Genomic DNA, 14,184 nt, shown 5'->3' with positions numbered 1-14,184 from the left:
CGGACTCACTCGTTCGTGAGTGCTGGCGGCGGGTGCCCATCGAGGTCTGTTTCGGACGATAAGGGCCGGGCCGGTGCGTCAGGCCACGCCGGAGTCCGAGGTCTGGGGACCCGCGGCGGAGACGTCGTGGAGCTGGTACTTCCGTGTGGCCTCCACGACTGTGTCCTGCGACACCTCGCCGCGACGGGCCAGCATCGTGAGCACGCCGACCGCGATCGACTCGGCGTCGACCAGGAAGTACCGACGAGCGGCGGGACGGGTGTCGGAGAAGCCGAACCCGTCGGTGCCCAGCGTGAGCATGTCGGTGGGCACCCACGGCCGGATCAGGTCCGGCACGGCACGCATCCAGTCCGACACGGCCACGACCGGGCCTTCCGCCGTCGACAGCTTCTGTGTCACGTACGGCACGCGCGGTTCGTCCGCCGGGTGGAGGAAGTTGTCGCGGTCGACCTCCACGGCCTCCCGACGCAGCTCGCTCCACGACGTGGCCGACCAGACGTCCGCGCGGATGTTCCACTCGTCGGCCAGCATCCGCTGGGCCCGCAGAGCCTCGGGCATCAGGACACCGGACACCAGGATCTGCGCCTTCGGGCCGGTGCCGTCCGGTGCCGTCTTGTAGAGGTAGAGCCCCTTGAGCAGGCCCTCCACGTCGAGGTTCTCCGGCTCCGGCGGTTGCTGGTACGGCTCGTTGTAGATGGTGATGTAGTAGAAGACGTCCTCACCGTTGCCGTTCGGGCCCGTCTCGCCGTACATGCGGCGCAGACCGTCCTTCACGATGTGGGCGATCTCGTACGACCACGCCGGGTCGTACGACACCACGCCCGGGTTGGTCGTCGCCAGCAGCTGGGAGTGCCCGTCGGCGTGCTGCAGGCCCTCGCCGGTCAGCGTGGTGCGGCCTGCCGTGGCGCCCAGCACGAACCCGCGCGTCATCTGGTCGGCCGCCGCGTACAGGCCGTCACCGGTGCGCTGGAACCCGAACATCGAGTAGAAGATGTAGATCGGGATCATCGGCTCGCCGTGCGTGGCGTACGACGTGCCCGCCGCGGTGAACGACGCAGTGGAGCCGGCCTCGTTGATGCCCTCGTGCAACAGCTGTCCTTGCTCGGACTCCTTGTAGGCGAGCATCAGCTGAGCGTCGACCGAGGTGTAGTTCTGACCCTGCGGGTTGTAGATCTTGGCCGTCGGGAACATCGAGTCGAGCCCGAATGTGCGGGCCTCGTCCGGGATGATCGGTACCAGGCGGTGGCCGATCTCCGGGTCCTTCGCCAGTTCCCTGATCAGGCGGACGAACGCCATCGTGGTGGCCACGTCCTGCTTGCCCGAGCCCTTGCGGATGGCCTCGTACACCTTGTCGCCCGGCAGCACCAGCGGCTTGGCCGTGGACCGACGCTCGGGCAGGTAGCCGCCCAGAGCCTGGCGGCGGCCCTTCATGTACTGGATCTCCGGCGAGTCGTCGCCGGGGTGGTAGTACGGCGGCAGCGTCGGGTCACGTTCCAGCTCGGCGTCGCTGATCGGGATGCGCTGAGCGTCCCGGAACAGCTTCAGGTCGTCGAGCGTCAGCTTCTTCATCTGGTGGGTGGCGTTGCGACCCTCGAACGCCGGGCCCAGGCCGTAACCCTTGATGGTGTGGGCCAGGATCACCGTCGGCTGGCCCTGGTGCTCCATCGCCGCCTTGTACGCCGCGTACACCTTGCGGTAGTCGTGGCCGCCACGCTTGAGGTTCCAGATCTGTTCGTCGGTGAGGTGCGCTACCAGTTCCTTGGTACGCGGGTCGCGGCCGAAGAAGTGCTCCCTGACATACGCGCCGTCGTTGGCCTTGTACGTCTGGTAGTCGCCGTCCGGCGTCTGGTTCATGAGGTTCACCAGGGCGCCGTCACGGTCGGCGTGCAGCAGGGCGTCCCACTCACGTCCCCAGATGACCTTGATGACGTTCCAGCCCGCGCCGCGGAAGTAGGCCTCCAGTTCCTGGATGATCTTGCCGTTCCCGCGGACCGGCCCGTCGAGTCGCTGCAGGTTGCAGTTGACGACGAACGTGAGGTTGTCCAGCCCCTCGCCCGCGGCCACGTGGATGAGACCGCGAGACTCGGGCTCGTCCATCTCACCGTCACCGAGGAACGCCCAGACGTGCTGGTCGCTGGTGTCCTTGATGCCTCGCGCGTGCAGGTAGCGGTTGAACCGCGCCTGGTAGATCGCGTTCATGGGGCCGAGGCCCATCGACACCGTGGGGTACTCCCAGAAGTCCGGCATCAGCCTCGGGTGAGGGTAGGACGGCAGGCCGCCGCCCTCGCCGGCATGAGAGATCTCCTGCCGGAAGCCGTCGAGCTGGTCGGCCGCCAGCCTGCCTTCGAGGAAGGCCCTTGCGTAGATGCCGGGGGAGGCGTGCCCTTGGATGAAGATCTGGTCGCCACCACCGGAATGGTTCCTGCCCCGGAAGAAGTGGTTGAAGCCGACCTCGTAGAGCGCTGCGGACGAGGCGTAGGTGGAGATGTGGCCGCCCACGCCCACTCCCGGCCGCTGCGCCCGGTGCACCATGATCGCGGCGTTCCAGCGGATGAACGCGCGGTAGCGGCGTTCGACCTCCTCATCGCCGGGGAACCACGGTTCGTTCTCTGTGGGAATCGTGTTGACGTAGTCCGTCGCGGACAGTGGCGGCACGCCCACGTTGCGTTCGCGGGCGCGTTCCAGCATCCTGAGCAACAGGTACCTGGCGCGCTGTTGACCGCCCCTCGCCAATGCGGCGTCGAAGGAGTCGAGCCATTCGGACGTTTCCTCCGGGTCGATGTCGGGCAAGTGCGCCGCCAGTCCGTCGCGGATGACGCGTACACGTGCCGGTGCTCCCTGGCCGGAGGCGCCTTCAGTGATGCCGCGCCCGGCCTCGTCGTTCTGGGGGGCCAAGGGATCTCCTCGCCGGTTTTCGGAGTTGCTTTGTGTTGTCGTTATGCCATCGTGTCTATGGACGCGGTGCTCGTCAGCAACTACTCTGCGGTAACAATGAGCTGTTCGTAACACCGTGTCTAGTCGTGAGCGGTTTAGCGGGACTCGCCGCTGTGTAAACCCTGCTTCTAGCCTAGTTCAGGTTGTATGAGGACGAGCCGCGTGCAGTGCGTCACGCCCGAGTCGACCGGCATCCGGTGTGGACGGTTGCGCTCTGAGCCGTAGCAGTGTTCGCTAGGTCCATCCGTGTACGTAGTGCGGTCGCCCGCGGCATGCGAGGCGTGCGGCGACCCGCACATGCCCAAAGTTGGAGGAGTGAGAAGTCGTGGTCGCCGCGGGAGACGCTGACCTGAACAGCGTCGCCGAAAGGCTCGGAATCAAGCCCGACATGGTGGTTCAGGAGCTGGGCTGGGACGAGGACGTCGACGAGGATGTCCGTGCCGCCATCGAGGCGTATATCGGTGGTGAGTTGCTCGACGAGGACGCCGACGAAGTCATCGACGTGGTGTTGCTTTGGTGGCGTGACGGCGACGGCGACCTCGGAGACGTCCTGGTGGATGCCCGCGCGCCTCTGGACGAGAACGGCATCGTGTGGGTACTGACGCCGAAGACCGGCCGGCCCGGCCACGTCGAGCCCAGCGAGATCGCCGAGGCGGTGCCCACGGTCGGCATGTCTCAGACTTCGAACCTGAGCATCGGCGAGGGGTGGACCGCCACCAGGCTGGTACCGAGGTCGAAATCACGTCGCTGAGTCTCGACGGCCCTCTCCGCGCCTTCTCGTTCACAAGGTAGGGTTTGCGCGGCACGTCGGCGCCCCGTCGAGGCGAGTCGCCGTAAGATCGGACAAGCGGAAAGGTTGTCGAGCCCATGGCGGTCGAGGTCGGTACCCAGGCCCCGGACTTCACGCTCAACGACTACAACAAGCAGGAAGTCACGCTGTCGTCGTTCCGCGGTGACAAGCCGGTGCTGCTCGTGTTCTATCCTTTCGCCTTCAGTGGCATCTGCCAGGGCGAGCTGTGCCAGCTGCGGGACGAGTTCGACCAGTACCCCGGTGTCCAGGTGCTCGGTGTCTCCGTGGACACACCGTTCGCGCTGAAGGCGTGGGCGGAACAGCAGGGCTACCAGTTCCCGCTGCTGTCGGACTTCTGGCCGCACGGTGAGGTCGCGAAGAAGTACGGCGTGTTCAACGAGCAGGCGGGTCTGGCTCTGCGCGGGACCTTCCTGATCGACACCGAGGGCATCGTGCGGTTCGCCGAGGTGAACCAGCCGGGTGAGCCGCGTGACCAGGAGGCGTGGAAGAAAGCGGTGGCCGCTCTGGCCTGAATCGACGGAGCTTCCGGCGCCTCGTGTGCCGGAAGCCCTTCGGGCGCATAGCTCAGCGGGAGAGCACCTGCCTTACAAGCAGGGGGTCGCAGGTTCGAACCCTGCTGCGCCCACCAAGCCCACAGAACACAGGATGACCGTGTTCTGTGGAGCGGCATCTTCGGAAGGTTGTGGCTGGCCGTCGTTCCGGGCTCGACGCGGTCGATGGGTCTTTTTTCCAAAGCTCCGAAAAGGGTCGCCGTTCGCGGCTCTTTCCTCGTCTTCTTCCTTGTCTTCTGCCTCGTCTTCGCTCCGTGTGCTTCGGCGATACCGAGTTCCGACAGTCGCCGCCCATGATCGAGACGGGCTCGAAGGTTGCTCGAAGCATTCGCCTGCATCCGTTTCGTGACCATGCGCTGTGACGTGCGTGGCGGTGAGGCCCTATCCTCGTCGCCGGTATGTGATGTCAACCGTGAAGGCTGCTGTGCACACTGTCGGCGATGCGGCAGAGGAACCGGACCGTGAGTCCGGGGCCGTCCGGCCGTACCTTGACGATCTTCCTCTGGAGTTGTGGGACGCGGAGGACACTCCCGTATCGCCACCAGGGCCGGCACGGAAGCGTCCGTGGTGGCACACCGTTCTGCCCGTCGTCGTGGTGCTTGCGCTCATCGGCGCGCTCACGTTCGTGGTGCCCGCGTTCGAGGACGAGAAAGCCGTGGATCCCGGCGCGACATCCGATGACGAAGCCGTCCTGTCGCTGGCCTCGATCGGTGACAATCCGCTGTTGAGGTCCGGCACCGTCCTGGCCGATGTCAGTTGCGAGCTACCCGAGCTCCGCAGCGGGGAGGAGCAACTCCACGAGTTCTACACCGCCCAACTGCGTTGTTTGGAACGCGCGTGGGAGCCCGCGTTGACCGGTGCGGGCCTGCCGTTCGAGCCGGTCACCGTGGACCTCGCCGACGACCCGGCCACCGCCTGCGGCGAATTGCCCCCGGCTGATCAGGCCACCGGACTGTACTGCGCCGAGGACACCACCATCTACCTGCCGCGTGAGCGCACCCTGGAGGCGTTCGGCCTCGCCGACGAGGCCCATATCGCCACCCTCTCGCACGAGTACGGCCACCACGTGCAGCACCTCAGTGGCATCCTGTCCGACGCCAACGAGCAGCTCAATCGCTATCCGGCCGGGAGTCCACCGGATCGCGAGCTGGGCAGGCGGCTCGAGCTGCAGGCGAACTGCTTCGCCGGGGTCTTCCTCGCCGGGGCGTCGGGGCGCGGGTCCATCAGCGAGGACCTGGCCCGCGCCGCAGTGGACGACTTCCGCAACTGGGTGGACAGCGACACTCACGGCACCAGCCAGACCCAGCGGGAATGGGCCACTCGCGGCCATCGACACGCCGATGTCGGGTACTGCAACACCTGGCACGCGCCGATCGAGGACGTCACCTAAGGCAGCGAAGGCAACGACCACCGTTGGCCCGTCGAGCTGTCGATGAGCGCGGCACGGCTGACACGCACCGTCAACGGAAGGATGTCGTACACCGAGGACGCCACTGTCGGTAACTGCGATGTCGTCGCCCTCGTCGCCACGGACGTGTGCGGCAACCAGCGGTCGACGGCGTAGTGACGGTATACGTTGGCGCCCGTCGCGCTCACCGCGCGGACCACCGCCCGTTGTCGAGCCAGCAGTTCGGCGGACATCAACGGGACGAGTGAGATCCGGCCCCGAGGAAACGCCGCCAGAGCGTCGAAGGTGAGTTCCATCGAACCGCCGTCGGGTAAGGCTTCCACGGCCGCGCGCACCGCGTCGAGATCCCAGTCCAACAACACCACGTACGACAGGTGCGGATGGTGCCTGCCGTGGGTATGAGTCTGCAGTGTCGCGACACCGAACTCCTCGAGCCGCGACCACAACCCGCGCAAGGCTCGTTCGGAGGGCTGGTCGAACAACAGACAGACGGCCAGAGCCACGCCGATGACACTAGGCTGTGGGAAGCCCGCTCGCCGTTTCGCCGCCCACCACTCGGGTACTCGCTCGACTGAGTGATGCCTTGCATACCTGAGGAGGAGGCGCAGTCATGACTCGTCCAACAGAGGCCCGCATGAGCAGGGGAGGGCTGCAACCCGTTCAGGTACTTGCCGGACTGATCGGCCTGGTTTACCTGGCCATCGGGATCATCGGCATGATAATCACCGGGTTCGGGGGGTTCGCCGACGCGAGCCACAGCACCCTCTGGGTCTTCTCGATCAACCCGCTTCACAACGTTTTCCACATCGTCATCGGCGTCCTAGGCGTGCTGATGGCGTTGAGTTCCGGCTTGGCGAGGACCTACGGCTGGGTGCTGCTCGCGGTCTTCGGCATCCTGCTCCTGTGGGGGCTCGCCGTGACGGGAGTGTTCGCCGGGAACCCGGTGTCCGGACTGGGTAACCCGTTCGCGCTCGACGCGGCCGACAACTGGCTGCACTTGGGCACGGCTCTGCTGGGTCTTGTGCTGGCCGTGATGCCCGCGCGTAAGAAGATCAGCGCGCCGACGAGGGACGAGCACGATGCCGCGGGTGGTGTTACCGGCCGCACCGACATCGGTGGTACTCCGGCGGGGCAGGCCGGTGAGGCCGGTGGGCGTCGAACTCCTCGGACGGCGGGGCGTCGCCTCTGGCGTCGCGGCACCGCCCACTGACAAGTTTTCGCTGACGAACCACCGATGAACCACTGACGAGCCCACGATGTCCACGAGAACAGGGCGTGCGACCCACGGCACGCGGACACGGGACGCGTCAGCCTTCCTCCGGCGTGACGTGGACGACCACGCAGGTGATGTTGTCGGGGCCGCCACCCTCGTTGGCGAGGTCGATGAGCGACGTCACGGCCTCGTCAGGGGTGGCGTCCTTCGACACCACCTCCGCGAGCACCCGGTGGATCTCGTCGACCTTGACGACGTCCGTGAGTCCGTCGGAACACAACAGGTACACGTCGTCGGCTTCGGCGGTGTGCAGCGAGACGTCCGGCTCGGCGGGGACTCCGGCGAGCAACGCCCGCACGAGTACCGACCGACTGGGATGCCGCTCGGCGACGTCCGGGGTGAGACGCCCTTGATCCACCAGCGTCTGCACCATCGTGTGGTCGCGGGTGAGCTGGGTCAGGACATCGTCACGCAGGTGGTAGCAGCGCGAGTCGCCGATGTGGGCGAGCGCGAACCGCGGGCAGTCCCACAGCATCGCTGTGACGGTGGTTCCCATGCCGGTGAGATCGGGGTCCTCGGCCACGCTCCGGTTGAGCCGGTCGGCCGCGGCGACGATGGCGCCCGACAGTTCGTCGGCCAGGTCCACCTCTCCCAGGTCGGTGTCCGCTAGACGGGCATCGAGTTCCTCCAACGCGGCGACAGCCTGAGCGCTGGCGACTTCACCCGCGGCATGTCCGCCCATGCCGTCGGCGACGGCGAGCAGCCGGTCGGTCGCGTAGGCGGAATCCTCGTTTCCGCTGCGGTGTCGTCCCACATCGGAGCCCGCGGCGTAGTGGAGGGCGAGTGCCTGGTCGTGTGTCATGAGTGCAGTGAACCATTGCTCGGTGAGCAGCGAGGTACAACAGTACGCTAATTGGTCTCGTTTCGCCGCTCCGACCGCACCTCCGATATCGGACGGCGAAAGGTACCCCATCGGTAGCGGCATGCCATCCCGGTGTGGGCCGTCGGCGGAGCTAAGCTGGTCGGCACGTCTTGGCCGTCCTGAGGGTGTTTTCGGAGGTTTTCCGCCGGTGTCGAACGATTCCTTCGTCCACCTACACGTCCACACCGAGTACTCGATGCTCGATGGGGCGGCGAAGATCGCTCCGTTGTTCGCGGAGGCGTCCCGGCTGGGAATGCCCGCCGTGGGTATGACCGACCACGGCAACATGTACGGCGCGGACGACTTCTATCAACAGGCGAAGAAGGCCGGCATCAAGCCGATCATCGGTATCGAGGCCTACGTCGCGCCCGAGAGTCGCTTCCACAAGAAGCCGGTGTTCTGGGGGAACTCCGGTCAGCGCAGCACCGACGAGTTCGGTGAGGGCGGTGACGTCTCCGGCGGTGGTGCCTACACCCACATGACGATGCTGGCCGAGAACTCCGCCGGTCTGCGGAACCTGTTCGGGCTCTCGTCCCTGGCGAGCATGGAGGGCTACTACCGCAAGCCGCGCATGGACCGCGAGCTGATCGCGGAACATGCCGAGGGCATCATCGCCACCACCGGTTGCCCGTCCGGCGAGGTACAGACGCGGCTTCGGCTGGGACAGAAGGAGGAGGCGCTTCAGGCCGCCTCCGACTACCGCGACATCTTCGGGCAGGACAACTTCTTCCTGGAGCTGATGGACCACGGCCTGCCCATCGAACGCGCGGTACGCGAAGGGCTGTTGGAGATCGGGAGGAAGCTCGGTCTGCAGCCTCTGGCCACCAACGACTCCCACTACGTCACCAAGGATCAGGCGGAATCACACTCGGCCCTGCTGTGCGTGCAGTCGGGCAAGACACTGTCCGACCCGACTCGCTTCAAGTTCGACGGCGACGGTTACTACCTCAAGTCCGCGCAGGAGATGCGTGAGTACTGGGACACCGAGGTGCCGGGCGCCACCGACTCGACGTTGCTGATCGCCGAGCGCGTGCAGTCCTATGAGGACGTCTTCGCCCACCGGGACCGGATGCCGAAGTTCGAGGTTCCCGAGGGACACACGGAGGCGAGCTGGCTGCACCACGAGGTGATGAAGGGCCTCGAATGGCGCTTCCCCGACGGTGTGCCCGACGGGTACAAGGAGCGAGCTGAGTTCGAGCTCAAGGTCATCGAGCAGAAGGGCTTCCCCGCTTACTTCCTCGTCGTCGCCGACTTGATCAACTATGCCCGTAGCGTGGGCATCCGGGTCGGTCCCGGGCGTGGCTCGGCCGCCGGGTCGCTGGTCGCGTACGCGTTGGGTATCACCAACCTGGACCCGATCCCGCAGAACCTGCTGTTCGAACGGTTCCTCAACCCCGAGCGCGCGTCGATGCCCGACATCGACATCGACTTCGACGACCGCCGTCGCGGCGAGATGGTGCGGTACGCCACCGAGAAGTATGGCGCCGACCACGTCGCGCAGGTGATCACCTTCGGCACCATTAAGACCAAGGCCGCGATCAAGGACGCGGCGCGCGTGCACTTCGGCCAGCCGGGCTATTCGATCGCCGACCGGATCTCCAAGGCACTGCCCCCGCCGATCATGGCCAAGGACATTCCGTTGGCCGGCATCGTCGACCCGGAGCACGAGCGCTACGCGGAAGCCGCCGAGGTGCGCTCGTTGATCGAGACCGACCCCGAGGTCAAGACGATCTTCGAGACGGCCCGGGGCCTGGAGGGCCTGATCCGTAACGCGGGCGTGCACGCCTGCGCGGTCATCATGTCCAGCGAGCCGTTGCTGGGGACCATTCCCCTCTGGCAACGCGACGACGGCGCGATCATCACCGGCTGGGACTACCCGTCGTGTGAGGCCATCGGCCTGTTGAAGATGGACTTCCTCGGTCTGCGCAACCTCACCGTCATCGGGGACGCTATCGACAACATCAAGGCCAACCGAGGCGAGGAGATCGACCTCGACCGGCTCGGATTGGAAGACCCCGAGGCGTACAAGTTGCTGGGCCGGGGGGACACACTCGGCGTGTTCCAGCTCGACGGTGGTGCGATGCGCGACCTGCTGCGCCGTATGCAGCCCACCGGGTTCGAGGACATCATCGCCGTGCTCGCGCTGTACCGGCCCGGTCCGATGGGCATGAACGCCCACAACGACTACGCCGACCGCAAGAACGGCCGGCAGCAGATCAAACCGATTCACCCGGAGCTCGAGGAGCCCCTGAAGGACATCCTGTCCGAGACCTACGGCCTGATCGTCTATCAGGAACAGATCATGCAGATCGCGCAGAAGGTCGCGGGCTACTCGATGGGTCGCGCCGACGTGCTGCGCCGGGCGATGGGCAAGAAGAAGAAGGAGGTCCTCGAAAAGGAGTTCGAGGGCTTCCGTGCCGGGATGAGGGACAACGGCTTCTCCGACGAGGCCATCCAGGCTCTGTGGGACACGATCCTGCCGTTCGCCGGGTACGCGTTCAACAAGTCGCACGCGGCCGGCTACGGCCTGGTGTCCTACTGGACCGCGTACCTGAAGGCGAACTATCCCGCCGAGTACATGGCCGCGCTGCTCACCTCGGTCGGTGACAACAAGGACAAGTCGGCGGTGTACCTGTCCGAATGCCGCAGGCTCGGCATCCGGGTGCTGCCGCCGGACGTCAACGAGTCGGACCGTCGTTTCGCCGCTGTCGGCGACGACATCCGGTTTGGGCTGGGCGCAGTGCGCAACGTCGGCGCCAACGTCGTCGACTCGATCATCACCACGCGGGAGAAGAAGGGGAAGTACACGTCGTTCACCGACTTCCTCGACTCCTCTGAGCTCGTGGTCTGCAATAAGCGCGTCATCGAGTCCTTGATCAAGGCCGGTGCGTTCGACTCGTTCGGCAACACACGGCTGTCGATGATGCGCGTGCACGAGGACGCGGTCGACGCCGTCGTGCCGCTCAAGCGGCAGGAGGCGATGGGACAGTTCGACCTGTTCCAGGGCTTCGGCGGAGGCGCCGACGACGACACCACGGCGCAGACGGCCTCGTCGCCGCTGGCGCACCTGAAGTTCGACGACGAGGAGTACCCGCGCAAGCAGAAACTCGCCTACGAACGCGAGATGCTCGGCCTGTACGTGTCCGCGCATCCGCTCGACGGGGCCGAGCGCATTCTCCGCAAGCACGCCAAGCGACCGATCGCGGCGATCCTGGCCGATCCGCCGAAGGAAGGCGAGATCGAGATCGCCGGGCTCATCACCTCCTTGGAACGACGGGTGAACAAGAAGGGTGAGCCCTGGGCCATCTGTACGGTCGAGGACATGGACGCCTCGCTGGAGGTGCTGTTCTTCCCGAAGTCGTACGCGCTGTTCGCCGCCGACCTGGTCGAGGACAACGCGGTGGTGGTGAAGGGCCGCGTCAACTGGCGGGAAGACAAGATGTCGGTGTTCGCCGCCGGGCTCGTGCCACTCGACCTCAGTGACGTCGCGCTCGGTGACGAGGAGCCTCCGCTGATGCTGCTGGCGTCGGCCGAGAAGATCACCAAGAGCGTGGTGATCGAGCTGAAACAGACGTTGCAGGCACACCGCGGTGACACCCCGGTGCGGCTCAAACTCGTCGGTAGGTCGTCCGAGACCGTCTTCGCGTTGTACGACTATCCGGTGACGGTCAGTTCGATGCTGTTGGGAGAGTTGAAGAGCATCCCCGGTATCGCAGCGGCGAGCAGTTGAACCGCGGGTTCAAGACGGTGAAGGAGTGAACTCGAAGATCGACAGGCCTGATCCGCGGCGGTGGAGGGCTTTAGCCGTCACGCTGGCTGCCGGGTTCATGTCCCTGCTCGACGTCAGCATCGTCAACGTGGCGCTGCCGTCGATCCAGCAGAGTCTGGGTGCCTCCACGGCCGGTGTGCAGTGGGTCGTGTCGGGGTACGCGTTGGCGTTCGGGCTCGTGCTGGTGTCCGGTGGTCGGCTCGGTGACGTGCTGGGCAGGCGCCGGATGTTCCTCTTCGCGCTGTCGGCGTTCGTGTTGACCAGCGCGCTCGCCGGGTCGGCCGTCAACGAGACGATGCTCGTGGTCGCCCGGTTGTTGCAGGGCATGGCGGCGGGCATGTTGACTCCGCAGAACACCGGTCTGATCCAGGAGTTGTTCAGCGGTGCGGAGCGCGGGAAGGCGTTCGGCCTGTTCGGCACGACCGTGTCGCTGTCCACGGCCGTGGGGCCGTTGATCGGTGGTTCGATCATCGCTGTTTTCGGGGCGGAGGACGGCTGGCGCTGGGTGTTCTTCGTCAATGTGCCCATCGGGGCGCTCGCGTTGGTGTTGGCTGCCCGGCTGTTGCCTCGTGCGCCGCGACGCGGGTCCTCGTTGCGGTCGGAACTGGACTTCGTGGGCATCGGCCTGCTGGGTGTGGCCGTGCTTGGGGTGCTTTTCCCGCTCGTGCAGTCCGACCAAGGCGGGTTGGCCGCGTTCTGGTGGATGCCGGTGGCGGCCGTGCCGTTCGGGGCCGCGTTCGTGTTGTGGGAACGGCGGGTCGTGCGGCGTGGAGGTTCTCCGCTGCTCGACGTGCGACTGTTCACCGAGACACCGGGATACGCGACGGGTGCGGCGATCGGGGCGGTGTATTTCGCGGGGTTCTCCGGGATCTGGCTGGTGTTCGCCTTGTTCTTCCAGCAGGGCCTGGGATACACGCCGTTGGAGTCCGGGCTGATCGTGACACCGTTCGCCATCGGAGCCGCGGTGTCGGCGGCCGTGGCGGGACGACTCGTCGCGCGCTTGGGGAGGCGGTTGACCCTGCTAGGACTGTCCTTGGTGACGGTGGGGTTGACGACGGTGGGGATCGTCGTGCCGATGGTCTCCGCCTCCATGGCGGGGTTGGCCGCGGCGGCTCCGTTGCTGGTCGCGGGCGTGGGCGGCGGCATGGTGATCTCACCCAACACCACGTTGACGCTGGAACAGGTGCCTACGCGGATGGCCGGTGTCGCCGGGGGAGCGTTGCAGACGGGGCAGCGTATCGGTACCGCGATCGGCGTGGCCATGTTGGCGTCGATGTTCCACGTGGGCATCGATTCGGCGGGCGGTTATCTGGCGGGGCTGCGATGGGCGATGTTGAGTGCGGTGGCCATGATCCTGGTGGCACTGGTCCTGGCTGTGGTCGATGTGCGTCGACGCCCTGGACTTTCTCGGACGGAACAAGCTCAAGCCGCGAACACCACCCCTACTCCTACGGAGTGACCGAATAAGTGAATGGCCCGTCTCGGCTGGCATAACACTGACCGGTGAGTAATCCTGGTACGGACCTTCGGCGAGGCGGAACCACCACCCGATCCATGCCCTTACCTGGGGCGATGGTGCGGTGGCGTTTTCGAAAGGATCGGGCAGGAACCACATCGGCTCGATGTGCTTGCCGTGTCACCTCACGCGAGGGCCGCGCTCGGCGACCGCGGGGGATCGACCGGGACGGCCTCGAAGGTTTTTTGATTCGGGTGGGTCCTGGGAGGAAGGGGACAGGACCCACCCGGAACGTCTGGCGGCGTGTCGATGTGTGCTGTGGGAAACGACGAGCTCAGCCGCGGTCGTCGGCTGGTTCCTTCGTGGCGGCGGCGAGTGCGGCGGCGGCCTTCTTCCTCTTGTAACGGACGAGGAAGAAAAGACCGATGGCCGCGAGCACGCCGACGACGATCATGCCGCCGGTGCTGAGAACGTCCTCCACCTGACGCGCGGCTTCGCCCAGCGCCGCGCCGAGACTGACGTGCAGGAGTGACCAGCACAGGGCGCCGGAGACCACGGCGGGCAAGAACTTGCGGTACGGCAGTTTGGACGTCCCCGCCGCCGCTGGGGTCAATGTGCGTACCACCGGCAGGAAGCGGGCGAAGAACACCGCCCACGCTCCCCGCCGTTGGAGGATGCCGGTGGCCTTGTCCCAGGCGTCGGTGCCGTATCGCTGGATCAGCTTCGTCTCCCGGAGGCGCGGCCCGAACCGGCGACCGATCGCGTACCCGATCGAATCGCCGATACCGGCACACACCGTGACCACGAGGACGAGGACGATGAATCGGGGGGCCGTGGTGGCCGTGGTGGCCGCGATGAGCAGCCCTGACTCGCCTGGCGCGATGAACCCCAGACCCACGGTGCACTCAAGCAGGACCAGCAGTCCTGTCGCACCGACCAGGGCCGGCTGCGGCAGGCTCTGCAGCCAGTTGAGTACCTCGGTTACCACGGAAAAGCCCCCTGAATGCCGTCTGTATCGGATCGACTGTCCCAGACAGTCCTACGGAATCAGACGACACCAGCCCTCGTCCGGTTCACTCGATCCAGGAGTTTTCTTTCAAGTTTTACCCGTGGAAGGGCC

General features: G+C 66.1%; 10 protein-coding genes and 1 tRNA gene. 7 read left to right on the top strand and 4 right to left on the bottom strand.

Annotated features, from left to right (window positions below; translation table 11 throughout):
- Positions 1-78: 78 nt before the first annotated feature.
- A complete protein-coding gene (gene aceE / locus M7H19_RS12655) occupies positions 79-2,895 on the bottom strand; it encodes a pyruvate dehydrogenase (acetyl-transferring), homodimeric type (protein ID WP_298180987.1) in 2,817 nt (938 codons plus the stop codon).
- 364 nt (positions 2,896-3,259) lie between these two features.
- On the opposite strand from aceE, the gene M7H19_RS12650 reads away from it, so the two are divergent.
- From M7H19_RS12650 to M7H19_RS12635, 4 genes are all read left to right on the top strand, one after another.
- Positions 3,260-3,685 (top strand): DUF3052 domain-containing protein, encoded by a 426-nt coding sequence (locus M7H19_RS12650; protein ID WP_298180986.1) that lies wholly within the window; start codon positions 3,260-3,262, stop codon positions 3,683-3,685.
- 116 nt (positions 3,686-3,801) lie between these two features.
- Positions 3,802-4,257: a peroxiredoxin gene (locus tag M7H19_RS12645; protein ID WP_298180985.1), complete on the top strand. Its 456-nt coding sequence runs from the start codon at positions 3,802-3,804 to the stop codon at positions 4,255-4,257.
- Between the two features lie 41 nt (positions 4,258-4,298).
- A tRNA-Val gene (locus M7H19_RS12640) sits at positions 4,299-4,373 on the top strand.
- Positions 4,374-4,720: 347 nt separating this feature from the next.
- On the top strand, positions 4,721-5,686 hold the full coding sequence (locus tag M7H19_RS12635) for a neutral zinc metallopeptidase (protein WP_298181012.1): 966 nt from the start codon (positions 4,721-4,723) through the stop codon (positions 5,684-5,686).
- Here the strand turns inward: M7H19_RS12635 and M7H19_RS12630 are convergent.
- Entirely contained in the window at positions 5,683-6,207 is a 525-nt protein-coding gene (locus M7H19_RS12630) for a 2'-5' RNA ligase family protein (protein ID WP_298180984.1), read from the bottom strand. The genes M7H19_RS12635 and M7H19_RS12630 overlap by 4 nt on opposite strands.
- 107 nt (positions 6,208-6,314) lie before the next feature.
- On the opposite strand from M7H19_RS12630, the gene M7H19_RS12625 reads away from it, so the two are divergent.
- Positions 6,315-6,914, top strand: coding sequence for a DUF4383 domain-containing protein (locus M7H19_RS12625; RefSeq protein ID WP_298180982.1), 600 nt, complete (start codon positions 6,315-6,317; stop codon positions 6,912-6,914).
- 97 nt (positions 6,915-7,011) lie between these two features.
- Here M7H19_RS12625 and M7H19_RS12620 read toward each other — a convergent pair whose 3' ends face one another.
- Positions 7,012-7,779 (bottom strand): protein phosphatase 2C domain-containing protein, encoded by a 768-nt coding sequence (locus M7H19_RS12620; protein WP_298180981.1) that lies wholly within the window; start codon positions 7,777-7,779, stop codon positions 7,012-7,014.
- Between the two features lie 208 nt (positions 7,780-7,987).
- On the opposite strand from M7H19_RS12620, the gene dnaE reads away from it, so the two are divergent.
- Together dnaE and M7H19_RS12610 are read left to right on the top strand one after the other, a co-directional pair.
- Entirely contained in the window at positions 7,988-11,569 is a 3,582-nt protein-coding gene (dnaE, locus tag M7H19_RS12615) for a DNA polymerase III subunit alpha (RefSeq protein ID WP_298180980.1), read from the top strand.
- Positions 11,570-11,594: 25 nt separating this feature from the next.
- On the top strand, positions 11,595-13,067 hold the full coding sequence (locus M7H19_RS12610; protein ID WP_298180979.1) for an MFS transporter: 1,473 nt from the start codon (positions 11,595-11,597) through the stop codon (positions 13,065-13,067).
- A 331-nt stretch (positions 13,068-13,398) separates the two neighbouring features.
- Here the strand turns inward: M7H19_RS12610 and M7H19_RS12605 are convergent, their stop codons facing one another.
- On the bottom strand, positions 13,399-14,052 hold the full coding sequence (locus M7H19_RS12605) for a DedA family protein (protein WP_298180978.1): 654 nt from the start codon (positions 14,050-14,052) through the stop codon (positions 13,399-13,401).
- Positions 14,053-14,184: the final 132 nt, after the last annotated feature.

Origin of the sequence: Saccharomonospora sp., assembly GCF_027317685.1 — a bacterium.
Classification (GTDB): Bacteria; Actinomycetota; Actinomycetes; order Mycobacteriales; family Pseudonocardiaceae; genus Saccharomonospora.
The sequence above is the reverse complement of the archived record's forward strand: the minus strand, read 5'-3'. Positions and strand labels throughout refer to the sequence as shown.